At 45.1% G+C, this 22,351-nt stretch carries 25 protein-coding genes, 3 tRNA genes and 1 other annotated feature; of the genes, 25 read left to right on the top strand and 3 right to left on the bottom strand.

Going from position 1 to position 22,351, the window contains the following annotated elements:
* Positions 1-97 (top strand): IS3 family transposase (locus ACEYCN_RS08415; protein ID WP_154235386.1); only part of this gene is annotated, 97 nt, incomplete at its 5' end.
* A 56-nt stretch (positions 98-153) separates the two neighbouring features.
* Here the strand turns inward: ACEYCN_RS08415 and ACEYCN_RS08420 are convergent.
* Entirely contained in the window at positions 154-1,005 is an 852-nt protein-coding gene (locus ACEYCN_RS08420) for a MurR/RpiR family transcriptional regulator (RefSeq protein WP_373713841.1), read from the bottom strand.
* Between the two features lie 151 nt (positions 1,006-1,156).
* Here ACEYCN_RS08420 and ACEYCN_RS08425 point away from each other — a divergent pair, with 151 nt between their 5' ends.
* From ACEYCN_RS08425 to ACEYCN_RS08455, 7 genes are all read left to right on the top strand, one after another.
* Positions 1,157-2,314, top strand: a complete 1,158-nt coding sequence (locus ACEYCN_RS08425) for an MFS transporter (protein WP_373713842.1) — start codon at positions 1,157-1,159, stop codon at positions 2,312-2,314.
* Positions 2,315-2,446: 132 nt separating this feature from the next.
* Positions 2,447-3,136 carry a cytochrome c biogenesis CcdA family protein gene (locus tag ACEYCN_RS08430; protein ID WP_373713843.1) on the top strand — a complete coding sequence of 230 codons (690 nt, stop codon included), beginning with the start codon at positions 2,447-2,449 and terminating at the stop codon, positions 3,134-3,136.
* Between the two features lie 13 nt (positions 3,137-3,149).
* A complete protein-coding gene (locus tag ACEYCN_RS08435; RefSeq protein ID WP_373713844.1) occupies positions 3,150-3,716 on the top strand; it encodes a TlpA family protein disulfide reductase in 567 nt (188 codons plus the stop codon).
* A gap of 146 nt (positions 3,717-3,862) precedes the next feature.
* Positions 3,863-4,516 (top strand): uracil-DNA glycosylase, encoded by a 654-nt coding sequence (locus ACEYCN_RS08440; RefSeq protein WP_373713845.1) that lies wholly within the window; start codon positions 3,863-3,865, stop codon positions 4,514-4,516.
* Between the two features lie 7 nt (positions 4,517-4,523).
* On the top strand, positions 4,524-4,991 hold the full coding sequence (locus ACEYCN_RS08445; protein ID WP_373713846.1) for an NUDIX domain-containing protein: 468 nt from the start codon (positions 4,524-4,526) through the stop codon (positions 4,989-4,991).
* 9 nt (positions 4,992-5,000) lie between these two features.
* Positions 5,001-5,339: a MazG nucleotide pyrophosphohydrolase domain-containing protein gene (locus tag ACEYCN_RS08450; protein WP_373713847.1), complete on the top strand. Its 339-nt coding sequence runs from the start codon at positions 5,001-5,003 to the stop codon at positions 5,337-5,339.
* 23 nt (positions 5,340-5,362) lie between these two features.
* The gene (locus tag ACEYCN_RS08455) at positions 5,363-6,634 is read left to right on the top strand and encodes a dihydroorotase (RefSeq protein ID WP_373713848.1); all 1,272 of its coding nucleotides are present in this window, start codon (positions 5,363-5,365) and stop codon (positions 6,632-6,634) included.
* A 30-nt stretch (positions 6,635-6,664) separates the two neighbouring features.
* Here ACEYCN_RS08455 and plsY read toward each other — a convergent pair whose 3' ends face one another.
* Positions 6,665-7,309, bottom strand: a complete 645-nt coding sequence (plsY, locus tag ACEYCN_RS08460; RefSeq protein ID WP_373713849.1) for a glycerol-3-phosphate 1-O-acyltransferase PlsY — start codon at positions 7,307-7,309, stop codon at positions 6,665-6,667.
* A 196-nt stretch (positions 7,310-7,505) separates the two neighbouring features.
* Here plsY and parE point away from each other — a divergent pair, with 196 nt between their 5' ends.
* The 12 genes from parE (at position 7,506) to ACEYCN_RS08520 (ending at position 17,768) form a co-directional block, all read left to right on the top strand.
* Positions 7,506-9,455: a DNA topoisomerase IV subunit B gene (parE, locus tag ACEYCN_RS08465; RefSeq protein WP_373713850.1), complete on the top strand. Its 1,950-nt coding sequence runs from the start codon at positions 7,506-7,508 to the stop codon at positions 9,453-9,455.
* Positions 9,456-9,484: 29 nt separating this feature from the next.
* A complete protein-coding gene (locus ACEYCN_RS08470; protein ID WP_373713851.1) occupies positions 9,485-10,300 on the top strand; it encodes a phosphate ABC transporter ATPase in 816 nt (271 codons plus the stop codon).
* Between the two features lie 21 nt (positions 10,301-10,321).
* Complete coding sequence (locus ACEYCN_RS08475; protein WP_373713852.1) at positions 10,322-10,690, top strand: DUF1232 domain-containing protein; 369 nt, start codon at positions 10,322-10,324, stop codon at positions 10,688-10,690.
* Positions 10,665-10,826: a YkvA family protein gene (locus ACEYCN_RS08480; RefSeq protein WP_373713853.1), complete on the top strand. Its 162-nt coding sequence runs from the start codon at positions 10,665-10,667 to the stop codon at positions 10,824-10,826. The genes ACEYCN_RS08475 and ACEYCN_RS08480 overlap by 26 nt, the downstream gene beginning before the upstream one ends.
* Before the next feature lie 113 nt (positions 10,827-10,939).
* Positions 10,940-13,393: a DNA topoisomerase IV subunit A gene (gene parC, locus ACEYCN_RS08485; protein ID WP_373713854.1), complete on the top strand. Its 2,454-nt coding sequence runs from the start codon at positions 10,940-10,942 to the stop codon at positions 13,391-13,393.
* A gap of 127 nt (positions 13,394-13,520) precedes the next feature.
* Positions 13,521-14,543, top strand: coding sequence for a branched-chain amino acid aminotransferase (locus tag ACEYCN_RS08490; protein ID WP_373713855.1), 1,023 nt, complete (start codon positions 13,521-13,523; stop codon positions 14,541-14,543).
* Between the two features lie 65 nt (positions 14,544-14,608).
* The gene (locus tag ACEYCN_RS08495) at positions 14,609-14,842 is read left to right on the top strand and encodes a DUF2969 domain-containing protein (RefSeq protein ID WP_373713856.1); all 234 of its coding nucleotides are present in this window, start codon (positions 14,609-14,611) and stop codon (positions 14,840-14,842) included.
* A 51-nt stretch (positions 14,843-14,893) separates the two neighbouring features.
* Positions 14,894-14,974, top strand: a tRNA-Tyr gene (locus ACEYCN_RS08500).
* Positions 14,975-15,119: 145 nt separating this feature from the next.
* A tRNA-Gln gene (locus tag ACEYCN_RS08505) sits at positions 15,120-15,191 on the top strand.
* A 122-nt stretch (positions 15,192-15,313) separates the two neighbouring features.
* Positions 15,314-16,519 carry a 30S ribosomal protein S1 gene (gene rpsA, locus ACEYCN_RS08510; RefSeq protein WP_373713857.1) on the top strand — a complete coding sequence of 402 codons (1,206 nt, stop codon included), beginning with the start codon at positions 15,314-15,316 and terminating at the stop codon, positions 16,517-16,519.
* Between the two features lie 71 nt (positions 16,520-16,590).
* A tRNA-Arg gene (locus tag ACEYCN_RS08515) sits at positions 16,591-16,662 on the top strand.
* An 80-nt stretch (positions 16,663-16,742) separates the two neighbouring features.
* Entirely contained in the window at positions 16,743-17,768 is a 1,026-nt protein-coding gene (locus ACEYCN_RS08520) for a low specificity L-threonine aldolase (RefSeq protein WP_373713858.1), read from the top strand.
* A gap of 107 nt (positions 17,769-17,875) precedes the next feature.
* Here ACEYCN_RS08520 and ACEYCN_RS08525 read toward each other — a convergent pair whose 3' ends face one another.
* A complete protein-coding gene (locus ACEYCN_RS08525) occupies positions 17,876-18,325 on the bottom strand; it encodes a DUF6556 family protein (protein WP_373713859.1) in 450 nt (149 codons plus the stop codon).
* A 35-nt stretch (positions 18,326-18,360) separates the two neighbouring features.
* Between ACEYCN_RS08525 and ACEYCN_RS08530 the strand changes: the two genes are divergently transcribed.
* The 5 genes from ACEYCN_RS08530 (at position 18,361) to rplU (ending at position 22,340) form a co-directional block, all read left to right on the top strand.
* Complete coding sequence (locus tag ACEYCN_RS08530; protein WP_373713860.1) at positions 18,361-19,503, top strand: cysteine desulfurase family protein; 1,143 nt, start codon at positions 18,361-18,363, stop codon at positions 19,501-19,503.
* Positions 19,504-20,718 carry a tRNA uracil 4-sulfurtransferase ThiI gene (gene thiI / locus ACEYCN_RS08535; protein WP_373713861.1) on the top strand — a complete coding sequence of 405 codons (1,215 nt, stop codon included), beginning with the start codon at positions 19,504-19,506 and terminating at the stop codon, positions 20,716-20,718.
* Between the two features lie 13 nt (positions 20,719-20,731).
* Positions 20,732-21,253, top strand: coding sequence for an isoprenylcysteine carboxylmethyltransferase family protein (locus ACEYCN_RS08540; protein WP_373713862.1), 522 nt, complete (start codon positions 20,732-20,734; stop codon positions 21,251-21,253).
* A gap of 49 nt (positions 21,254-21,302) precedes the next feature.
* Positions 21,303-21,851, top strand: a complete 549-nt coding sequence (locus ACEYCN_RS08545) for a GNAT family N-acetyltransferase (RefSeq protein ID WP_373713863.1) — start codon at positions 21,303-21,305, stop codon at positions 21,849-21,851.
* A 67-nt stretch (positions 21,852-21,918) separates the two neighbouring features.
* Positions 21,919-21,992 (top strand) — a sequence feature (ribosomal protein L21 leader region).
* A gap of 33 nt (positions 21,993-22,025) precedes the next feature.
* The gene (gene rplU / locus ACEYCN_RS08550) at positions 22,026-22,340 is read left to right on the top strand and encodes a 50S ribosomal protein L21 (protein ID WP_018167285.1); all 315 of its coding nucleotides are present in this window, start codon (positions 22,026-22,028) and stop codon (positions 22,338-22,340) included.
* Positions 22,341-22,351: the final 11 nt, after the last annotated feature.

A 22,351-nucleotide genomic window follows, 5' to 3' on the forward strand; every position in this document is an offset into this window, starting at 1 on the left:
CATCACGGATTATATTTTTTACTACAACAACAAGCGCATTAAAGCAAAACTAAAAGGACTTAGTCCTGTTCAGTACAGAACCAAATCCTTTCACTAATTATTTTTTGTCTAACTTTTTGGGGGCAGTACACCTTGGGGTCGGCGCTTTTTAGTTTATCGATTTTCTTCCAAGCTGGCTGCCAGGTTGATTTTTCGGACATAATTGGCAAAATAATCTTTTTTGAAATAAGCAGCATAGAGGCTGTTGAGTAAGAAGTTGATGGATTCTTCGGTGGAGAAGTTTCCTATTTTTTTGTAGTTATCTTCTCGGGTGCAGATAGTCAAGGTAGTATCAGATGCTTCCCGAAGGAGATGGCCGTTTTCACTGGTCAAGCCTAGTATTCTGACCTTTCGTTTTTTCAAAAGGGGGATGTAACGCAGGGACTCTATGCTGCTGGAGCTGCCGGAATAGGAAATGATGATGGCCAAATCATCTTCATCCAGAGATGCAGCAGTCAGGCCAAATTCACCAGCCTGGGCCACTTGAACAGACTTGCCAATGCTTAACATTTTCCGCTTAAAGAGGTGGGCAAGGTACTCGTTGGGAGTCAGGCCAAAAATAACCACCCGCTCAGCCTCTTGTAGCCAGCCAGCTGCCCGTTCCAAATCTGCTGGATCTAGTTTGTCAGCCGTTTCTTGAATGCTTTCCTTTTCAATGGTCGCAATTTTTTGGACAAGGGTTGCCAAATCATCCTCATCCGAAAAGGGCAGACTATGGTCTAGGCCAGAGTAATGAGTTTGGGCGTAGTAGCGCTCCGCAATGAGGGCAGGTAAAAAGTCTGTCCAGCCCTTGAAACCAAGAGCTTGGGCAAAGCGGACCAGGCTAGCTTTGGATGTAAAACTTTTTTGGGCAATTTCTTCCAAAGACAGCTGCTCGATGCTTTCCAGATGCTCCATTAAAAAATGGGCAATGGCAGATTTGGAAGATTGTTTTGACTGGCAGAGGGCTTTTATTTCATCTAGCATGGCAGGGCTCCTTTATTTCACTGTATTTCATAAAATGTGACTCTTTCTTTTAAAAAGTGAAACCGTATTCCAAGTGTAACGCAAAGAGCTGTTTTTGTCCACATAAAGTGGTAAAATACAAGGTGATATTAAGGTGAGAAAGGAGAATATGATGCGTCATATCCAAAAACTGTCCCTTTTATTGGTGTCTTTGTTGGTCATCTCGTCAGGTGTTCTTTTGCCCTCCCTGCCAGAGATTTCCAGTCAATTTTCGTCCGTGAATCCGACTCTTGTGGAACTTTTGGGGACCCTGCCTGCTCTTTTTACCATGCTGACAGTCGGCTTTAGTCCCCGCATCGCCAGAATGGTAGGCTATAAGCATACTGTCCAGATTGGCTTGATTGCAATCTTGCTCTCTGGCCTGCTTCCTATTTTTACCAGCTCCTTTCTCCTACTTTTTGTCAGTCGTGTGACCTTTGGGATTGGAGTAGGACTTTTTAATCCCTTGCTCTTTAGTTTTTCATCCCAGCTTTATCAGGGCAAGGAATTTTCTAGCATGATAGGCTTTCAGTCCGCCTTTGAAGGGGCTGGTGGGATATTGACCTCATTTTTGGTGGCCTATTTGGTGACTGGTGGTTGGAAACACACACTTTGGACCTATCTCATCATCATTCCTATCTTTCTCTGTTTTAGCCTCTTTGTTCCAGATATTCAACCGGTAGAAGAAGTAGAAGGGAAGGAAGAGAAGACTTCCATCGACAAGGGTTTTATTGGTTTTATGGTCCTCTTGGTCATCTTGATTACGGTCTACATGAGTGTTTCCATCAAATTGACCGAGTTTTTGGTGGAGACGGGAGTGGGAACTGCCACAGATACTGGCAATGCTCTGGCTCTGATGGGACTTGGTGCCATGCTTGCAGGCCTCCTTTTTGGGCGCAATATGCAGCTCTTCAAGGATTGGTTACTGCCCTTGGCCTTTTCTGGACTTAGCGCATCCTTGTTCTTCTTGGCCAATAGTCAGCAGGTTTGGTTGGTCTTTCTTCTCAATTTTACCATCGGACTCTGCTTTAGGACCTTTATCCCTTTTCTGCTCAACAAGGCCAACCAAGCTTCAGATGGTAGCGGTGAAAAGAGGACGGCCCTCTTATTGGCTGCTTTTAACATTGGTTCAGCCTTTGCTCCCATCAGCATTCGGCTCCTTCAACATCTCCTAGACTTGCAGACGGTCAAGGATGTCTATCAGGCAGAAGCCTTTCTGGTCTTGTTGATAGCAGTTGGAGCTGGCCTGGTCACTTTCTATTCTCGAAAAAATATTCATTTGGCCGATTGATTGAGAATCGGCTTTTTTCGTTTTTATCAGTAGTAAAATGGGAACAATTCTGGCTAAAAGTTGATTTCTTTGGCATCCTATGTTAAAATATTAGCATATATAATAATGCAACCAAAAAAGAAAGGAGTAGCTATGAATTGGGTGACGGTGTTTGCGCTCTTTGCGGAAGGAATTTTGTCCTTTCTCTCACCCTGTGTTTTGCCCATTTTACCGGTTTATGTGGGAATTTTAGCAGGAGGTGCAGGGGAAAAAGAAGAAAGTCAGACGGTTTTGATTAACACCTTATTTTTTGTGGTCGGCATCACCATGACTTTTCTCTTGCTGGCTTTTACATCAAGTCTCTTGAGTCGCTTTTTCCAGGCCAACAGTCAGCTCCTGCAAATTATCAGTGGACTCTTAATCATTTTTATGGGCTTAGTTCAACTGGGCCGGCTCCGAATCAATGTTTTAGAACAGGAATTTTCTGCTAAAAGTAAGGCGTATCAAGTCGGAAAAAAAGTGACGCCCCTAGTGGCTTTCCTCATGGGCTTTACCTTTAGTTTTTCCTGGACGCCCTGTATTGGCCCCATCCTGGCCTCTGTTTTCATTTATGCCAGCAGCCATACAGGCTGGACCAGTTTCTTTCTTATCTTGGTTTATTGCCTAGGCTTTATCCTTCCCTTTCTTTTGGTTGCCTTTTTCTCCCAAAAGATCTTGGAATTTCTCAAAAACAAACGGCAGTACCTTGGCTGGACCAAAAAGGTCTCTGGCTATCTGCTGCTCATTATCGGTCTGAGTATTTTGACAGGTTTTTTCCAAAACTTTGTCCGCTTTATTCAGTAGAAAGGTGATCCTTATGAAAAAATTTTTTGTACTTTTCTTATCGGGGCTCCTCTTGACAGCCTGCTCTATGGTGTCCGATACCACAACACCCTCTTCAGAAAGTTCTTCTGACTCTTCCAGTTCAACAGTCAGTCAATCATCTGCCCTTGATTTTACTGTAAAAGATGCTGATGGCAATGATGTCAATCTGGCTGATTATCAAGGAAAAAAGGTTTATATCAATTTTTGGGCCACCTGGTGCGGTCCTTGTATCCGAGAAATTCCAGAGCTAGAAGAGGTCTACCAAGAATACAAGGACAAGGATGACTTTGTTTTCCTATCCATTACCTCGCCCAATGATGCGAAATTTGCCAATGCCAATCCAGCCGATGAAAGTCAGAAAGTGATTTTGTCCAAGGCAAAGGAGCTAGGAATCACCTATCCAGTCCTCTTTGATACCAAGGACCAGGCTGCAACCAAATTTGCCCTCTCCGCTGTTCCGACTCACATTTTTATCAATAGTGATGGAACGCTCAAGCAGACCTTTGCGGGCCAGATTCAGAAAGAACAGCTGATTGAGCTATTAAATGGGATGAAGTAGGGAGGACAAGTTTGTTCTCCCTTTTCCATATATAAGACTATTCACGTCTGGGTAAGAGTGGCTATTGGAGGCTTTTTTTGGTATAGTTATAAGTAGAAGTTTGGCCCTGATGGTCAAAGAAACGGAGTTTTGACAAAGGAGAAGCTATGCAACACTCAGCCTGGCATGATGCCATCAAAGAGTATTTGCCGGAGCACTATTATGGAAAAGTAAAGGCTTTTCTGGCTCAGGTCTACCAGCAGGGAACCGTTTATCCGCCTCAGGATAAGGTTTTTGCGGCCTTGCAAAAAACCAGCTTAGAGGATGTCCGCGTGGTCATTCTGGGACAGGATCCCTATCATGGTCCAAAACAGGCACAGGGCTTGTCCTTTTCAGTTCCTGATGACCTGCCAGCTCCCCCCTCCCTGCAAAATATTCTCAAGGAATTGGAAGATGATATCGGTCACAGAGCCCACCATGATTTGACGGCCTGGGCTGAGCAAGGGGTGCTCTTGTTAAATGCTTGTCTGACAGTGCCTGCCGGCAATGCTAATGGACACGCTGGCTTAATTTGGGAGCCTTTTACCGATGCCATCATCCGCTTGGTCAATGACCTGGACAGGCCAGTGGTCTTCATTCTCTGGGGTGGTTATGCAAGAAAGAAAAAAGCTCTGATAACCAATGGACAGCACTTGGTCATTGAGTCAGCCCATCCCAGCCCCTTGTCATCTTACCGTGGCTTTTTTGGGAGCAGACCTTTTTCAAAAACCAATGCCTTTTTGACAAAGAATCAAGAAGCGCCGATTGATTGGCTGAAGTGAGGTGGCCATGGTAAAATTAGCAACGATTTGTTATGTTGACAACGGCAAGGAATGGCTCATGCTCCACCGCAACAAGAAGGTCGACGATGTTCATGCTGGTAAGTGGATTGGCGTTGGAGGCAAGTTGGAACCAGGGGAGACACCTGAAGATTGTGCCATCCGAGAGGTCAAAGAAGAGACGGGATTGACGGTGAAGAAGCTGGATCTGAAAGGTATTATCACCTTCCCAGAATTTACCCCCGATAACGACTGGTACACCTATGTTTTCAAGGTCACTGACTTTGAAGGGGAACTCATCGATTGCCAGGAAGGAACTCTGGAGTGGGTCCCTTATGCAGAAATTCCTCAGAAGCCAACTTGGCAAGGCGACTATACCTTCATGAAGTGGCTGCTGGACAACAAACCCTTCTTTTCAGCAAAGTTTTGCTATGAGGGGGATCAGTTGATGGATTCCAGTGTTCGGTTTTATGACTAGGAGGTTGACATGCAGGTTACGATTGAAGATTTGCAGGAATATTTGGCACAGCACTATGCCATTCATTCCAATGGTGTTGAAACCAGTCTCTTTATGAAATTGGTTGAAGAAGTCGGGGAAGTAGCTGAAGTTCTCAATCAGCGTTCTGGCCGTAAATCCCAAGACAAGGATGACTTGGACAAGGAGTTGGTGACTGAAATTGCTGATATTATTCACTATGCTGTGGCCTTAGCAGCTATCAACAATCTTGATTTGACGAAGACAATTCTGGAAAAGGACAAAGCTGCTTCAATAAAATATGGCCACACGATGAACTTAACAGAGTTTATTCAACATAAGCACCAATAGTCAATACAAAAAAGGAGAAGTCTATGCTCATCATCAAAAATGGTCGTGTTGTCGAACCACAATCACAGTTTGATCAAGTTGCGGATGTTTTAGTAGAGAATGGAAAGATTCTGAAAATCGGGCAAGATTTGGATGCTGCTGATGCTCAAGTCATCGATGCGACTGGTCTGGTTGTGGCACCTGGTCTGGTGGATGTCCATGTTCACTTTCGGGAGCCAGGTCAGACCCACAAGGAAGACATTCACACGGGTTCGCTTGCAGCGGCAGCAGGTGGCGTGACTTCGGTAGTTATGATGGCCAATACCTCACCAACCATTTCTACTGTGGAAACCCTCAAGGAAGTTCTGGATTCGGCTGCCAAGGAGGATATCCGTGTCCATACTGTCGCAACCATTACCAAGGAATTTGATGGGGAAAATATCACAGATTTTGGAGCCTTGTTGGCTAATGGTGCAGTAGCCTTTTCGGATGATGGGATTCCTTTGACTAATGCCGGTGTCCTTCGAAAGGCCATGAAACTGGCTAAGAAACATGATGTTCTGCTCAGCCTTCATGAGGAAGACCCAAATCTCAATGGTGTTTTGGGTCTCAATGAGCAGGTGGCCGAGAAGCATTTTCACATTTGTGGCGCGACTGGAGTTGCTGAATACAGCATGGTGGCGCGTGATGTCATGATTGCCTATGAAACAGGGGCCAAGGTCCACATCCAGCATTTGTCCAAGGCCGAATCTGTCAAAGTTGTAGAATTCGCCCAGTCTCTAGGAGCCAATGTCACAGCTGAAGCAGCCCCTCAACACTTTTCGCGAACTGAGGATTTGCTCTTGACCAAGGGAGCTAATGCCAAGATGAACCCACCCCTGCGTTTGGAATCAGATCGACTGGCCGTCATCGAAGGCCTCAAATCAGGTGTTATTTCGGTCATCGCAACGGACCATGCTCCCCACCATGCAGATGAAAAAAATGTGGCAGATGTCACCCAGGCGCCGTCTGGTATGACAGGTCTGGAAACCTCGCTTTCTCTTGGTCTGACCTACCTGGTTGAACCTGGTCACCTCAGCCTTGCCCAACTATTGGAAAAAATGACCATCAATCCAGCCAAGCTCTACGGATTGGATGCGGGCTATCTGGTTGAAAATGGACCAGCTGATTTGGTGATCTTTGACCCCCATGCAGACCGAGAAGTCTCAGCCAATTTTGCCTCCAAGGCGAGCAACTCTCCCTTCATCGGAGATCAGCTCAAAGGCCAAGTCAAGTACACCATTTGCCAAGGCAAACTTATCTATCAGGCTGATTAGTCAAAGAAAAAAGGAACTCGGACGAGTTCCTTATTTTTTCATAATTTGTTTGGTCAAGTTAAGGCCAAAAGGCACTAGATTTTCAGTTTTTTGGCGGATGCGATCGATATTTTCCCGATGGCGGATGATAACAAAGGCACCCAGGAATAAAATGATGATGGTAAAGAGAAGGTCATAGGTTGGCAGGATAAAGCCAAGGGCTGGAAAAATCAGGACTGCAAGAATGGCACAGGCGGCCGCCACTACACTAGACAGGGAAACCATGGAAGTCAGGTAGAGTGTGGTGAAAAAGATGACCAGCAAGAAAAGGCAAAATGCAGGGGAGAAGCCCATGAGCATACCAGCAGATGTTGCCACAGCCTTGCCACCCTTAAAACCTGCAAAGACAGGGAAGGTATGACCCAAAACAGCTGCCAAGCCAAAAACAATCGGCGACCAGCCGCTTGCATGGAAAAGAAGGGGGAGCCAAACAGCCAGACTTCCCTTGAGGAAATCAATGGCAAAGACGATCATACCAGCAGTGGGACCTAAAACCCGAAAAGTATTAGTAGTTCCGGTATTTCCAGACCCAAAATCTCTTAAGTTTTTTTTGAAAAAAATCTGACCAATCCAGAGACCAGAAGGAATCGAACCCAGCAAATAGGCTATTACAAAAAATAAAATATTCAACATCATTCTCTTATTATATCATAGAGAAAAGCAAAGCACATTCGGTTTTGAGAAAAAATTATGACGAAGTGATACAGCCGATAAGCAGATTTTAATCAACAAATTACTTTAATCTATCAAAATAATCGGATTAAACCTTTAGCTATAGCCTTTATTGCGATTTTTTGGTAAGATAGTAAGGATGAAAAATTTGGAGGATAGAATGTCCAAAAAAGAAATAAACGTAAATAATTATAATGATGATGCCATCCAGGTCTTGGAAGGCTTAGATGCTGTTCGCAAACGCCCTGGTATGTATATCGGATCGACTGATGGGACGGGATTGCATCACCTGGTCTGGGAAATCGTTGACAATGCCGTCGATGAGGCCCTATCTGGCTTCGGTGACCGCATCGATGTGACCATCAACAAGGACGGCAGCCTGACAGTTGCGGACCATGGCCGGGGTATGCCAGTCGGCAAGCATGCCATGGGAATCCCGACCGTTGAGGTTATCTTCACCATCCTCCACGCTGGCGGTAAATTTGGCCAGGGGGGCTATAAGACCTCTGGTGGTCTCCACGGGGTAGGTTCTTCAGTCGTAAACGCCCTGTCCAGCTGGCTGGAAGTAGAGATTACCCGTGACGGCACAGTTTACAAGCAGCGCTTTGAAAATGGCGGTAAGCCAGCAACAGGGCTGGAAAAAATTGGTACAGCGCCAAAATCAAAATCCGGTACAAAAGTCACTTTTATGCCTGATGAGACGATTTTCTCCACAACCGATTTCAAATTCAATACCATCTCAGAGCGCCTGAAAGAATCAGCCTTTCTCCTGAAAAACGTGACCATGTCCCTGACAGACAAACGTTCGGATGAGGTCCAGCAAGAAGAATTTCACTATGAAAATGGGGTTCAGGATTTTGTGGAGTATCTGAACGAAGACAAGGAAACTCTGACCCCAGTCATCTTTTTTGCGGGTGAAGACCAAGGATTCCAGGTGGAGGTGGCCCTCCAGTACAATGACGGCTTTTCAGACAATATCCTTTCCTTTGTCAACAATGTCCGCACCAAGGATGGCGGTACCCATGAAACAGGTCTCAAGTCCGCTATCACCAAGGCTATGAACGATTATGCCAGAAAGGCTGGCCTTCTCAAGGAAAAGGATAAGAATCTGGAAGGTTCGGATTACCGTGAAGGCCTGTCCGCCATTATTTCCCTTCTGGTACCGGAAGCCCACCTGCAATTTGAAGGGCAAACCAAGGACAAGTTGGGCTCCCCTTTGGCTCGACCAATCGTGGACAGCATTGTTTCTGAGAAATTGACCTATTTCCTCTTGGAAAATGGGGAAGTGGCTTCCAATCTCATTCGCAAGGCCATCAAGGCCAGGGATGCCCGAGAGGCAGCCCGAAAAGCCCGCGACGAATCTCGAAACGGTAAGAAAAACAAGAAGGACAAGGGCCTCTTGTCAGGAAAGCTGACCCCTGCCCAGTCCAAGAATCCAGCCAAGAATGAACTTTATCTGGTCGAGGGAGACTCTGCCGGTGGTTCTGCCAAGCAGGGCCGTGACCGCAAGTTCCAGGCCATCCTCCCCTTACGAGGAAAGGTCCTTAACACCGCCAAGGCCAAGATGGCAGACATCATGAAAAATGAAGAAATCAACACCATGATTTACACCATCGGTGCAGGAGTAGGGGCTGATTTCAATGTGGAAGATTCCAATTATGACAAAATCATCATCATGACCGATGCGGATACGGATGGTGCCCATATCCAAACCTTGATTTTGACCTTCTTTTACCGCTATATGCGGCCTCTGGTCGAAGCAGGCCATGTTTATATTGCCCTCCCGCCTCTTTATAAGATGTCCAAGGGCAAGGGGAAATCTGAAAAGATTGCCTATGCCTGGTCAGATGGCGAATTGGAAGACCTGCGTAAGGAATTTGGCAAGGGAGCCATTCTCCAGCGCTACAAGGGTCTGGGCGAAATGAATGCTGACCAGCTCTGGGAAACCACCATGAATCCTGAAACCCGCACCCTTATCCGCGTTACCATTGAAGACTTGGCCCGAGCCGAGCGCCGCGTCAATGTCCTTATGGGCGACAAGGTCGAACCCCGCCGCAAGTGGATTGAGGACAATGTCAAGTTTACGCTTGAAGAGAGTACGGTGTTTTAGAATTTTAAATATGATTGTAAGAATACGTTATGAAATTAAAAATTTGGAATGAATCTTATAGTCTTCAATGGGACGGTACCTATTATCTTACTTTGTCTGACTATCCTAATATTCAAGATTGGGAATTAGAGAAAATTGTGGCTTTCTTAGCTTATGAGAAGCTTCACGGTAGAGATACGCAAATAGATTGTGAAGACAAAGTAATGCGTGATCAACTTGAAATTTTGTCTCGCTCCTTACTCTCACTTACGGCATTTCCATTTACTCCTTCGAAAAAGATTGTAGCGTCAACCTATGATGTTAATGGTAACTATGTTTATTCAGATTTTTTAAGTCATACTTGTACTGTTCAAGCTGCACAAGAGATTTTTAAGAGTGGCCAATTAATGTCTGCTGTTCGTGCTCTCAATAAAACTCATCAAGAACTTTTGCAGGATAATCGAAATGCAGCTGGTGATCCAGAAGATTATTTTGATTATGTCATGTTAGGTTGGTCAAATACAACTTCTGGCTATAGACTTGCAATGGAAAGATTACTAGGGAGAGAACCAACAGAGGAAGAGTTGGGGAAATCTTTTATTCCAGGGGTAAGTTTTCATTTTAAGTACGATGACATAATCAATGCAGATGGCTATGTTTTTGATGGATACCATCCTGCAAAGGTCAAGGATAGTTTGCATTTGGAAAAGTTATTTACCTGTATTATTCCTTTTAGTGAAAAATCACATTTTGAGACAATTATCCCACCAGATATATCTTCAAAGGTTTATTTTTTAGACTATTGTCAGGACGGAATGGTAAACTGGTCTCGAAAGGTCTATCAATTTGTTGAAAATCTAGCATAAACAAATGATGTGAGGTGTTTTATGCCACTAATAGTAAAATTAACAGATTGTTTTCAAAAACGGTTGTCCGAACGGGCTAAAAAGTGCAAGCCATTTAAAAACAAACAGGAATTGGAAGAGAAATTTGACCAAGCATTGAAGGTTTGGAAATCTTCCAAAACACGACAACATGCAGAAAACCTGTTATCTGAGCAAGGGAAATTAGAACAATTTTTACATGGCACGGAACGGAAACTATCTCGCATGCCTTTTGGTGGAGATAAGTTCGCTGCTATTCCAGGCTTAATTTCCATGGTGCGAAGCTATATTCGTAGAGATTACACCAAGTTACCCAAAGGGACAATCCTCGCGATTATAGGGTGCTTTGATTTATTTTTTCAGCCCTATTGATGCCTTACCAGATTTCATCCTCGGAGCAGGTCTACTTGACGATGCTTTTGTCCTTAATGCCTGTTTGAAATTAATCAAATCAGATGTTGATGACTTTAGAAGCTGGCAAGTAAGTCATACAAAGCTGGAAGATTAGCTCCGCTATTTTTCAAAAAGAAAGAATAATTTTCCGTCAAGAAACAAAGAAAGGAATGTTCAGCTAGTCAGTCTAACTGAACGTGGGACTGAATCGTCCCTTTGTATCTTATTATGTCAAACATTCAAAACATGTCCCTCGAGGACATCATGGGAGAGCGTTTTGGTCGCTACTCCAAATACATTATTCAGGAGCGGGCCCTGCCGGACATTCGGGATGGACTCAAGCCCGTTCAGCGCCGCATCCTTTATTCCATGAATAGGGACGGAAATACCTTTGAGAAGGGCTTCCGTAAATCGGCCAAATCAGTCGGGAATGTCATGGGTAATTTCCACCCCCACGGAGATTCCTCTATCTATGATGCCATGGTTCGGATGTCCCAGGACTGGAAAAACCGGGAGACCCTGATTGAAATGCACGGGAACAACGGTTCCATGGACGGTGATCCAGCAGCGGCCATGCGGTACACGGAGGCCCGACTCTCTGAGATTGCCGGCTTCCTCTTGCAGGATATTGACAAGAAAACCGTGCCCTTCGCTTGGAACTTTGACGATACGGAAAAAGAACCAACCGTTCTGCCTGCCGCCTTTCCAAACCTCTTGGTCAATGGGGCGACAGGGATTTCGGCAGGTTATGCGACGGATATTCCGCCCCACAATCTAGCTGAGGTTATCGATGCTGTCGTCTATATGATTGACCATCCATCAGCCAAGTTGGACAAACTCATGGAATTTTTGCCGGGTCCTGATTTCCCGACGGGAGCCATTATCCAAGGTCGCGATGAGATTCGCAAGGCCTATGAAACAGGCAAGGGGCGCGTGGTGGTCCGTTCTCGGACAGAGATTGAGAATCTGAAAGGTGGCAAGAAACAGATTATTGTCACCGAGATTCCCTACGAGGTCAATAAGGCTGTCCTGGTCAAGAGAATTGATGATGTCCGTGTCAATAATAAGGTGCCTGGCATTGCAGAAGTGCGGGATGAATCAGACCGCGATGGTCTGCGCATTGCCATCGAGCTGAAGAAGGACGCAGATGAGCAAACCATCTTGAATTATCTCTTCAAGTACACGGATTTACAAATTAACTACAATTTCAACATGGTGGCCATTGACAACTATACCCCTCGTCAAGTCGGTATTATTCCAATGCTGACCAGCTATATTGCCCACCGCAAGGATATCATCCTGGCCCGTTCTCGTTTTGACAAGGAAAAGGCTGAAAAACGCCTCCACATCGTGGAAGGGCTAATCCGTGTTATTTCCATTTTGGATGAAATCATCGCCTTGATTCGGGCTTCTGATAATAAGGCGGATGCCAAGGAAAACCTCAAGATCAGCTATGAATTTTCTGAAGAACAAGCAGAAGCCATCGTGACCTTGCAGCTCTATCGCCTGACCAACACCGATATTGTGACTCTGGAGAATGAAGAAGCCAGCCTGCGCGACCTCATTGCAACCTTGTCAGCCATTATCGGCGATGAACGAACCATGTACAATGTCATGAAGCGGGAATTACGTGATGTCAAGAAACAGTTTGCCTCATCTCGTCTCAGCGAATTGCAAGATGAAGCAGTGACTATCGAAATTGATACCGCCAGCCTCATCGCAGAAGAAGAAACCTTTGTCAGCCTGACAAAAGGTGGCTACATCAAGCGGACCAGCCCGCGGTCCTTTAATTCCTCTGCCCTGGATGAATTGGGCAAGAGGGACGAGGACGAGCTGATTTTCCTTGAAAAAGCCAAGACAACCCAGCACCTGCTCATTTTCACTAATCTTGGAAATGTCATCTATCGGCCGGTGCATGAGCTGACTGACATCCGTTGGAAGGATATTGGAGAGCACCTGTCCCAAACCATCACAACTTTTGGCAATGACGAGCAGGTCCTTTATGCAGAAATCGTGGATGATTTTGCTGGCCAGACCTATTTTGCAGTGACCAAATTGGGTCAAATCAAGCGTTTCGAGCGTAAGGAATTTGCTCCATGGCGGACCTACAAATCCAAGTCTCTCAAGTATGGTAGACTCAAGGATGAGACGGATGTCTTCGTAACTGTTGCACCGATTCTCCTTGATGATGTCCTTCTGGTCACCCATAACGGCTACGCCCTTCGTTTCAATATCGAAGAAGTACCAGTCATCGGGGCCAAGGCGGCAGGTGTCAAAGCCATCAATCTCAAGGGTGATGATGTGGTCGTCAGCGCCTTTATTGCCAATACCAAGTCCATCTTTATTTTGACCCAAAGAGGCAGCCTCAAGCGGATGTCTGTTAATGACCTGCCTCAGGCAAAACGGGCTGGACGCGGCTTGCAAGTTCTTCGTGAGCTCAAGGCTAAACCCCATCGTGTCTTCTTAGCTGGACCGGTCTTTGCAGAAAATGGGGGAGCTGAACTGGACCTTTTTGCCACCGAAGTGGAAGAAAAACAACAAATCCTCCAAGTTCAAAGCCAAACTGGCCAGGTAGACGAAGTCAACCTAACCAACCTCAGCTTATCCGAACGCACCAGCAATGGAAGCTTCATTTCTGACAGTATTTCAGACCAAGGAGTCTTTGCGGCAAGGGTGAAATAAGCATTATGATTTTTAGAAAGACCTGTTGATTCAGGTTTTTCGTTTTATTTATTAAATATTCTGAATTTTTAATTGATTTTTTTGTCAAAAAGGGGTACAATAGTCACAAATCTAAAGGAGAGAACCTATGCCAGTAGAACTTGATTGGGAAAACCTTGGTTTTTCCTACATGAAATTACCCTATCGCTATATCGCTTACTATAAAAATGGCCAATGGGAAGAAGGTCGCCTGACAGAAGATGCCCAGCTTCACCTCTCTGAGAGCTCACCGGCCCTTCACTATGGTCAACAGGCCTTCGAGGGTCTGAAAGCCTATCGGACTAAGTCAGGCTCTATCCAGCTTTTCCGACCGGATGAAAATGCCAAACGACTGCAGCGAACAGCGGACCGCCTGCTCATGCCACAGGTGCCGACAGAGATGTTTGTTGAAGCCTGCAAGCAGGTCACCAAGGCCAACCAGGACTATGTGCCACCTTATGGAAGCGGAGGCACCCTCTATCTGCGACCGCTTTTGATTGGGGTTGGCGACATTATTGGGGTCAAGCCAGCTGACGAGTATATCTTTACTGTATTTGCCATGCCTGTTGGTAACTACTTCAAAGGCGGCTTGGTGCCAACCAATTTCCTGATTCAGGATGAATATGACCGAGCAGCACCAAATGGTACAGGCGCAGCCAAGGTTGGTGGAAACTACGCAGCCAGCCTTTTGCCAGGAATGAAAGCCAAAGCAGCAGGGTTTTCTGATGTCATCTACCTTGACCCAGCTACCCACACCAAGATTGAAGAAGTCGGTTCAGCCAATTTCTTTGGAATCACAGCTGACAATGAATTTATCACTCCCATCAGCCCATCCATTTTGCCATCTATTACCAAATATTCTCTGCTCTATCTGGCTGAAAACCGTCTCGGCCTAAAGGCCATCGAAGGCGATGTTTATGTCAAAGACTTGGCTAAATTTACAGAAGCTGGTGCCTGCGGTACAGCAGCAGTTATCTCGCCAATTGGAGGTGTCCAAAACGGAGAAGATTTTCATGTCTTTTATAGCGAAACCGAGGTCGGTCCCGTCACCCAAAAACTCTATGATGAGTTAACAGGCATCCAGTTCGGCGATGTCCAAGCACCAGATGGCTGGATTGTCCCTGTTGATTAAGTTGAAGAGGCTTGCACTTGCAAGCTTTTTTCTTTTTCGGTAAAATGGAAAAAGTGAGGTAAATTATGAGTAAAAAAGATAAAAAGATTGAAATTCAGATTGAAGACGCGATTGTTGAGGCCAATGGTCAAAAATATGAGGGCTACCGTCTCTCTATTGGCAAGAAAGTCATTGGCGAAGTTGCAGAGCTTTCTGAAAATCAGTTTGCGGTCCTAAAAAATGGAAATGCCGAAAGTTTTTATAAGAGTTTAGAAAAAGCTGTCGGAAATATTATTGAAAATTACAATTTAAGCCATTAAACACTTGTTTTAGTCAGTGTTTTGTGATAAAATAGTGACTGTTAGTGTTATGGAAAGATAGCGAAGAGGCTAAACGCGGCGGACTGTAAATCCGCTCCTTCGGGTTCGGGGGTTCGAATCCCTCTCTTTCCATATAACAGGATACAAAGGACGCTGAAAAATCCGTATGAAAATAGGAAACTGACGTAGTGTGCTTGACACACAAGGCAGTTTATCATTTTCACTAGGATTTTAGTCCGTGTTCAACTTTGCATTTTTGTTTTTCTGTTACACACCTTGGGGTATAGCCAAGCGGTAAGGCAAGGGACTTTGACTCCCTCATGCGTTGGTTCGAATCCAGCTACCCCAGTCAAGGTATTAGAGTCTCCCTCTAATTCGTCAAAGAAGCTAAATATTGTTGTCCTTGCGTGTGCCTTAAATAAAATATATTTTATGTTGAGTCGAAAGACTTGATTGTCGGAGGTTTTTTTAATGAACGAATTTGAAGATTTGTTGAACAGTGTAAATGAGGTTACACCTGGTGATGTGGTAACTGCGGAAGTATTGACCGTTGATGCAGGTCAAGCAAACGTAGCGATTGCAGGAACTGGTGTTGAGGGTGTCTTGACTCTTCGTGAGTTGACAAACGACCGCAATGCAGATATCAACGAACTTGTTAAAGTTGGCGAAACACTTGAATTGCTGGTACTTCGTCAAGTTGTTGGTAAAGATACTGACACTGTTACCTATCTTGTATCTAAAAAACGTTTGGAAGCACGCAAGGCTTGGGACAAGTTGGTTGGCCGTGAAGGCGAAGTGGTAACTGTAAAAGTAACCCGTGCTGTTAAGGGTGGTCTTTCTGTTGAGTTTGAAGGTCTTCGTGGATTTATCCCAGCTTCAATGATTGACAGCCGTTTCACTCGCAACACTGAGCGTTTCGTAGGTCAAGAATTTGAAGCTAAAATCAAGGAAGTTGATCCGGCTGAGAACCGCTTCATCTTGTCACGTCGCGAAGTGGTTGAAGAAGCAGCTGCAGCAGCTCGTGCCGAAGTATTTGGTAAATTGGCTGTTGGTGAAGTAGTGACTGGTAAAGTTGCTCGTATCACTAGCTTTGGTGCCTTCATCGACCTCGGTGGCGTAGATGGTTTGGTTCACTTGACCGAATTGTCACATGAGCGCAACGTTTCACCTAAATCAGTTGTCACTGTTGGTGAAGAAGTTGAAGTGAAAGTATTGGCTATCGATGAAGAAGAAGGCCGTGTATCCCTTTCTCTTAAAGCAACTCAGCCTGGCCCATGGGATGGCGTTGAGCAGAAATTGGCTCAAGGTGATGTCATTGAAGGTAAAGTAAAACGCTTGACTGATTTCGGTGCCTTTGTTGAAGTATTGCCTGGTATCGATGGTTTGGTTCACATTTCACAAATTTCACACAAACGTGTTGAAAATCCAAAAGATGCTTTGACAGTTGGTCAAGATGTAACTGTTAAAGTTCTTGAAGTGAACGCAGCAGACGAGCGTGTATCCCTTTCTATCAAAGCCTTGGAAGAGCGTCCAGCTCCAGCTGAAGGCGAAGAAAAGGCAGAAAAACGTGCTCCACGTCCTCGCCGTCAAAAACGTGAAGAAAAACGTGACTTTGAATTGCCAGAAACTCAAACTGGTTTCTCAATGGCTGATTTGTTCGGCGATATCGAATTGTAAAAAACGGAGGGCTGGGTATGATGCCAGCCTTTCACCTTGATTAGTAGAGAGGAGTTCTCTCTACTAATTATCCGTCCTTAGTGTAATGGATATCACGTAAGATTCCGGTTCTTGAGATGGGGGTTCGATTCCCTCAGGACGGATTCGTTCATTAAAATAGGCAGGGAGTACCTTTGTTCTCCCTGCCTTTTGTGACTATCTGGGAATGTAGTGAGGAGACCACATGTTACATTTTGAAAATGATTATAATAAGGGGGCGCATCCTGCCCTTTTGGAGACCCTTGTTCAAACCAATCTGGAGGGCTTGTCTGGCTATGGAACAGATAAGTACACAGTCAGAGCTATCGAAAAAATTCGTCAGGCAACCAAGTGTCCCCATGCTCAAGTGACCTTTTTGTCTGGGGGCACTCAGACCAACCAGGTGGTCATCGATGCCCTTTTGCAATCCTATCAAGGTGTGATTGCTGCTGAGACAGGCCATATTGCCAGCCACGAAGCGGGTGCCATTGAATTTTCAGGCCACAAGGTTTTAGCCTTACCACATAAGGAAGGTAAGCTCGAACCAGCACTTGTGCGGCAGTACATTGAGGATTTTTATGCAGATGGCAATCATGAGCACATGGTTTTTCCTGGCATGGTCTACATCTCTCACCCAACAGAATATGGCACGCTTTATAGTAAGAGTGAATTGGAACAGTTGGCTCAAATCTGCAGGCAGTTTGAGATTTCCCTCTTCTTAGATGGAGCTCGTTTGGGTTATGGCTTAGCAGCTGATACAGATGTTGATTTGGCAAACATCGCAGAACTGACAGATGTTTTTTACATCGGCGGGACCAAGATCGGTGCCTTGATTGGAGAAGCTGTGGTCTTTACCAAGAAGAACCAGCCCAAACATTTTGTTCCGATTGTGAAACAACATGGGGCGCTTCTGGCTAAGGGCCGCCTGGTGGGCGTTCAATTTGATCGTCTCTTCACGGATGGGCTCTATATGGAACTTGGCCGTCATGGCATTGAGATGGCCCGTCAACTTCAGAAAATCATAGAGGAGAAGGGCTATCCCTTTTACCTCCAGTCGCCAACCAATCAGCAGTTCATTATTCTTGAAAATGCTCAGTTAGAAAAACTGTCACAGGCAGGTTTGGCCTATAGTTTCTGGGAGAAATATGATGAAAATCGAACCGTGATTCGACTGGCAACTTCCTGGTCAACCAGTCAAGAAGATTTGGATGAATTAAAAAAAATCTTATAAGATTGATTATATCCTAAAATCTAAGGGCTAGACTGATTGCCAAGTGCAGAGTCAATAATAAAAGAGAGAATTTGAATCATTCTCTCTTTCCCTATTTTCAGATGATTTCAGTCAGAAGTTTGGCTGGCGCCACTGACCGTCTCAGAAGCTGGCTCGGTGGTGGTGGCACTTTCTTGGCTGGATGATGAGCTTGCGGTCTCTTGGCTGCTGGTGGAGCTTGTTTCAGTACTTGTTGTGCTGGCTTCTTGGCTTGCTTGAGTCGTGGTCTGACCACTTTCTTCTGTTGATGATAGGATGTAAACAGTTGTAGATGTACTGGTCTCATCCGAGCTGGTCTGGGCTTTGGAGCTAAAACTGTAAATGGTTAGGCTGGCCGTGATAATCCCCAGTATGGAACCGATAAAGGTTAAGGTCTTTTGCAGGGTCGAAAGCCCTTTTTTGGCTGGTGAAGTTTGAAATTTCTTTTTTCTGCTGGTCATAATTTTTTCCTCCCTAAGACAAGGATAATCGAAGAAGGTTAAAAGACTCTTAAAGTTTGGCAGAAGCAGCCCAAACATGATAAAATAGGTCTATTGTAGAAAAGGAAGTAAGTATGATTTATTTTGACAATGCCGCGACCACTCAGGTCTATCCAGATGTTTTAAAAACCTATACGGAGGTTGCCAGCAAGATTTGGGGCAATCCTTCCAGTCTCCACAGTCTGGGCAGTCAGGCCAGCCGTATTCTTGAGGCTTCCCGCAAGCAGATTGCAGAATTGTTAGGGAAAAAATCATCTGAAATCTTTTTTACCTCTGGCGGAACAGAAGGGGATAACTGGGTGATCAAGGGTGTGGCCTTTGAGCGGGCTCATTTGGGAAAACACATCATCGTATCCAGCATTGAGCACCCAGCAGTCAAGGAATCAGCCCTTTGGCTCAGAAGTCAGGGATTTGAAGTGGACCTGGCCCCCGTTACAAGGGATGGTTTTGTGGATGTAGAGAAACTGGCAGACTTGATTCGACCAGATACGATCCTGGTTTCCATCATGGCTGCCAATAATGAAATTGGCTCTATCCAGCCCATCAAAGACATCTCAGACTTATTGGAAAAACATCCGACAGTCAGCTTTCATGTGGATGCTGTCCAGGCCATTGGGAAAATGCCTTTGGTAGATTTTTTGACGGAACGGGTGGATTTTGCGACCTTTTCTGGCCATAAATTCCATTCAGTCCGTGGGGTTGGTTTTATCTTTGCCAAGGAAGGAAAGAAAATTTCTCCACTTTTGACAGGTGGCGGTCAGGAGTCAGACAAGCGGTCAACGACTGAGAATGTTGCGGGGATTGCGGCTACTGCCAAGGCTCTGCGCCTGGTCCTGGACCAGTTTGAAGCGGGTCAGCATCGGCTGCTGGCCATGAAAAAAATCATTCTGGAAGAACTGTCCACCTATCCAGATGTCACTATTTTTTCTCAGATGGAAGGCTTCCTGCCCAATATCCTCACCTTTGGCATTAGAAATGTCCGCGGGGAAGTGACGGTGCATGCCTTTGAAGACCATCAGATTTACATTTCAACCACCTCGGCTTGCTCCTCAAAGGCTGGCAAACCAGCTGGTACCCTCTTGGCCATGGGGATTTCCCAGAAACTTGCTCAGACAGCTGTCCGAATCAGCTTGGACCAAGAAAATGATATGAGCCAGGTGGAGCAATTTTTGACTATTTTTAAACAAATCTATGCCCAAACACAGAAAGTGAGATAAATGAAGTATTCAGAATTAATGATTCGCTACGGTGAATTGTCCACCAAAGGAAAAAATAAGATGCGGTTTGTCAACAAGCTACGCCAAAATATCCAAGAGGCTCTGGCCATCTATCCAGAAGTGACGGTTTATTTTGACCGCGATCGGGGCCATGTTTACTTGAATGGAGCAGATTACCAGCCCGTAGCAGAATCTCTGAAGAAAATTTTTGGTGTTCAGAATTTTGCGCCATCTTATAAGGTTGAGAAGTCTGTACCTGCCTTGAAAGAAGCAGTTCAAACCATCATGAAAAATATTTATCAAGATGGAATGACCTTTAAAATTGCAGCCAGAAGAAGTGACCACAGTTTCGAGTTGGATAGTCGGGATTTGAATCAGGTTTTGGGTGATGCTGTTTTTACAGCCATTCCCAATGTTCAGGCTCAGATGAAATCACCGGATATTACGCTGCGAGTGGAGATCCGTGCAGATGCGGCCTATATTTCCCACGAAGAAATCATGGGGGCTGGGGGTCTGCCAGTCGGTACCTCTGGTAAGGGCGTTCTCATGCTGTCTGGAGGTATTGACTCCCCAGTTGCTGGTTACTTGGCCCTCAAGCGGGGTGTTGAGATTGAGGCGGTGCATTTTGCTAGTCCTCCTTACACCAGCCCCGGCGCCCTGAAAAAAGCCCAGGATTTGACTCGAAAACTGACGGCATTTGGAGGCAATATCACCTTTATTGAAGTCCCTTTTACGGAAATCCAAGAGGAAATTAAGAATAAGGCACCAGAAGCCTACCTCATGACGCTAACTCGCCGCTTTATGATGCGGATTACCGATCGGATTCGGGAGAAGCGAAATGCCCTAGTCATTATCAATGGTGAAAGCCTGGGTCAGGTGGCCAGTCAAACCCTCGAGTCCATGCAGGCCATCAATGCCGTGACTTCTACACCAGTTATCCGTCCCGTAGTGACCATGGACAAACTGGAAATTATCGAAATCGCCGAAAAGATTGATACCTTTGAGATTTCCATTCAGCCCTTCGAAGATTGCTGTACCATCTTTGCCCCTGATCGTCCCAAAACCAATCCCAAAATCAAAAATGTGGAGCAATACGAGGCTCGTCTCGATGTGGATGCCTTAGTGGAACGAGCAGTTGCAGGAATCATAGTGACCGAAATCACTCCAGAAGCAGTGTCTGACGAGGTAGATGAGTTGATAGAAGATTTGCTCTGAGAAAGGTGTAAATATGAATGGTTTTCTTTTCTTTCTTCCCTTTCTACTCATTCGCTTTGGTTTCCTAAGTTTGCTGAGTAAGACAGGCCTTCAACGGGCAGCAGCTTTTGCCCCTCTAGAGGGAAAGGAGCGGATTGCCTATATCATATACCAGTTGAGCAACTTAGCGCTGTTGGTTGTTTCCTGTTTCTTTAGTTGCAACTTTGCCTTTTCTTGGCACTTTTATCTCGGTTTCATTCTGTATAGTTTGGGACTTGTTCTGTGTGCTTGCTCCGTTTTGTATTTTGCCTATCCAGATAAGAAGGGTTTCAATGATCGAGGCGTCTATCGCTTTTCCCGAAATCCTATGTATGTCTCCTATTTCATTTGTTTTTTGGGCATATCCATTCTGATAAAGTCCTGGTTGTTTTTCTTCCTTCTCCTGATATTCCAAATCTCAGCCCACTGGATTATCCGCTCGGAGGAGAGATGGTGTTTGCAGCAGTTTGGGAAAGCTTATCAAGATTACCAAGAGCGAGTAGGGCGCTATATTTGATTTAGTAAATTCAACTAGTCTATCATCATTAAAAATCGTACATCACCAAATGAAAAATCCAATACAGACGAAAACAATTTTTCCATTCACAGCCCTTTTTTGGCGCGTCAAAAACCTCTATGAATCCAGTTTTCCCGTTCAGGAGCGTATTTCCTGGCCTTGGATGGTCTGGATGGCCCTCTTGGGTCAGGCTGATTTTTTGGCTTATTATGACGGGCAAGATTTTGCGGGCTTCTCTTATGGTCTCAGGTCCCAAACAAGCTACTATCTGCTTTTTTTGGCCATTCCTAGCCAGCAGCAGTCAAAAGGCTATGGTCGGCAGATTTTGCAGGAAGTTGCAAGGAGGGCAGGTCGCAGGCCGATTTTCTTAGTGATTGAGCCTCTGGATGAATCGGCAGATAATTATACTATCCGCTTAAAGCGTCTGGCTTTTTATGAAAAGAATGGCTATCAGCTGACAGATTATATTTATTTTGAAAATCAGGAAGTTTATCAGGTCTTGACCAATCACATTTCGGCTGATTTTCAGGATTTCGAGCGTTTGGCCAAGAAAATTGAGCTATCAGGCATGAAAATTCGTTTACAAAGGGAAAAGTAGAGGTTTTTTGATAGTTTTTCCTTGAAATAAGGCCACAAGGGTGATAGAATAGTAATGTTGACTATGCACACCTGTGCAACCGCACGACCATCGTCTTAAGTAGCTTTGGGCTCACGATGCTAGGCGAGTCTTCACAAAAAATGGGGAAACCCACAAAATCATAGGAGGTGCATAATGAGCACATACGCAATCATTAAAACTGGCGGAAAACAAGTTAAAGTTGAAGCTGGTCAAGCTATCTACGTTGAAAAATTGAACGCAGAAGCAGGTCAAGAAGTTACTTTTAACGAAGTTGTTCTTGTTGGTGGCGACAAAACTGTTGTCGGAACTCCACTTGTTGAGGGAGCTACTGTTGTTGGTACTGTTGAAAAACAAGGCAAACAAAAGAAGGTTGTTACTTACAAGTACAAACCTAAAAAAGGTTCTCACCGCAAACAAGGTCACCGTCAACCTTACACAAAAGTTGTTATTTCAGCTATCAACGCTTAATCAGCGTCTGG

The sequence above is a fragment of the Streptococcus sp. genome (assembly GCF_041802885.1).
In the GTDB taxonomy this organism is placed as follows: Bacteria; Bacillota; Bacilli; order Lactobacillales; family Streptococcaceae; genus Streptococcus.

Coding starts and splice junctions, on each gene's coding strand:
- ACEYCN_RS08420 (WP_373713841.1), bottom strand. CDS start 1,005: ATGCTAGATGAAATAAAAGCCCTCTGCCAGTCAAAACAATCTTCCAAA.
- ACEYCN_RS08425 (WP_373713842.1), top strand. CDS start 1,157: ATGCGTCATATCCAAAAACTGTCCCTTTTATTGGTGTCTTTGTTGGTC.
- ACEYCN_RS08430 (WP_373713843.1), top strand. CDS start 2,447: ATGAATTGGGTGACGGTGTTTGCGCTCTTTGCGGAAGGAATTTTGTCC.
- ACEYCN_RS08435 (WP_373713844.1), top strand. CDS start 3,150: ATGAAAAAATTTTTTGTACTTTTCTTATCGGGGCTCCTCTTGACAGCC.
- ACEYCN_RS08440 (WP_373713845.1), top strand. CDS start 3,863: ATGCAACACTCAGCCTGGCATGATGCCATCAAAGAGTATTTGCCGGAG.
- ACEYCN_RS08445 (WP_373713846.1), top strand. CDS start 4,524: ATGGTAAAATTAGCAACGATTTGTTATGTTGACAACGGCAAGGAATGG.
- ACEYCN_RS08450 (WP_373713847.1), top strand. CDS start 5,001: ATGCAGGTTACGATTGAAGATTTGCAGGAATATTTGGCACAGCACTAT.
- ACEYCN_RS08455 (WP_373713848.1), top strand. CDS start 5,363: ATGCTCATCATCAAAAATGGTCGTGTTGTCGAACCACAATCACAGTTT.
- plsY (WP_373713849.1), bottom strand. CDS start 7,309: ATGATGTTGAATATTTTATTTTTTGTAATAGCCTATTTGCTGGGTTCG.
- parE (WP_373713850.1), top strand. CDS start 7,506: ATGTCCAAAAAAGAAATAAACGTAAATAATTATAATGATGATGCCATC.
- ACEYCN_RS08470 (WP_373713851.1), top strand. CDS start 9,485: ATGAAATTAAAAATTTGGAATGAATCTTATAGTCTTCAATGGGACGGT.
- ACEYCN_RS08475 (WP_373713852.1), top strand. CDS start 10,322: ATGCCACTAATAGTAAAATTAACAGATTGTTTTCAAAAACGGTTGTCC.
- parC (WP_373713854.1), top strand. CDS start 10,940: ATGTCAAACATTCAAAACATGTCCCTCGAGGACATCATGGGAGAGCGT.
- ACEYCN_RS08490 (WP_373713855.1), top strand. CDS start 13,521: ATGCCAGTAGAACTTGATTGGGAAAACCTTGGTTTTTCCTACATGAAA.
- ACEYCN_RS08495 (WP_373713856.1), top strand. CDS start 14,609: ATGAGTAAAAAAGATAAAAAGATTGAAATTCAGATTGAAGACGCGATT.
- rpsA (WP_373713857.1), top strand. CDS start 15,314: ATGAACGAATTTGAAGATTTGTTGAACAGTGTAAATGAGGTTACACCT.
- ACEYCN_RS08520 (WP_373713858.1), top strand. CDS start 16,743: ATGTTACATTTTGAAAATGATTATAATAAGGGGGCGCATCCTGCCCTT.
- ACEYCN_RS08525 (WP_373713859.1), bottom strand. CDS start 18,325: ATGTTTGGGCTGCTTCTGCCAAACTTTAAGAGTCTTTTAACCTTCTTC.
- ACEYCN_RS08530 (WP_373713860.1), top strand. CDS start 18,361: ATGATTTATTTTGACAATGCCGCGACCACTCAGGTCTATCCAGATGTT.
- thiI (WP_373713861.1), top strand. CDS start 19,504: ATGAAGTATTCAGAATTAATGATTCGCTACGGTGAATTGTCCACCAAA.
- ACEYCN_RS08540 (WP_373713862.1), top strand. CDS start 20,732: ATGAATGGTTTTCTTTTCTTTCTTCCCTTTCTACTCATTCGCTTTGGT.
- ACEYCN_RS08545 (WP_373713863.1), top strand. CDS start 21,303: ATGAAAAATCCAATACAGACGAAAACAATTTTTCCATTCACAGCCCTT.
- rplU (WP_018167285.1), top strand. CDS start 22,026: ATGAGCACATACGCAATCATTAAAACTGGCGGAAAACAAGTTAAAGTT.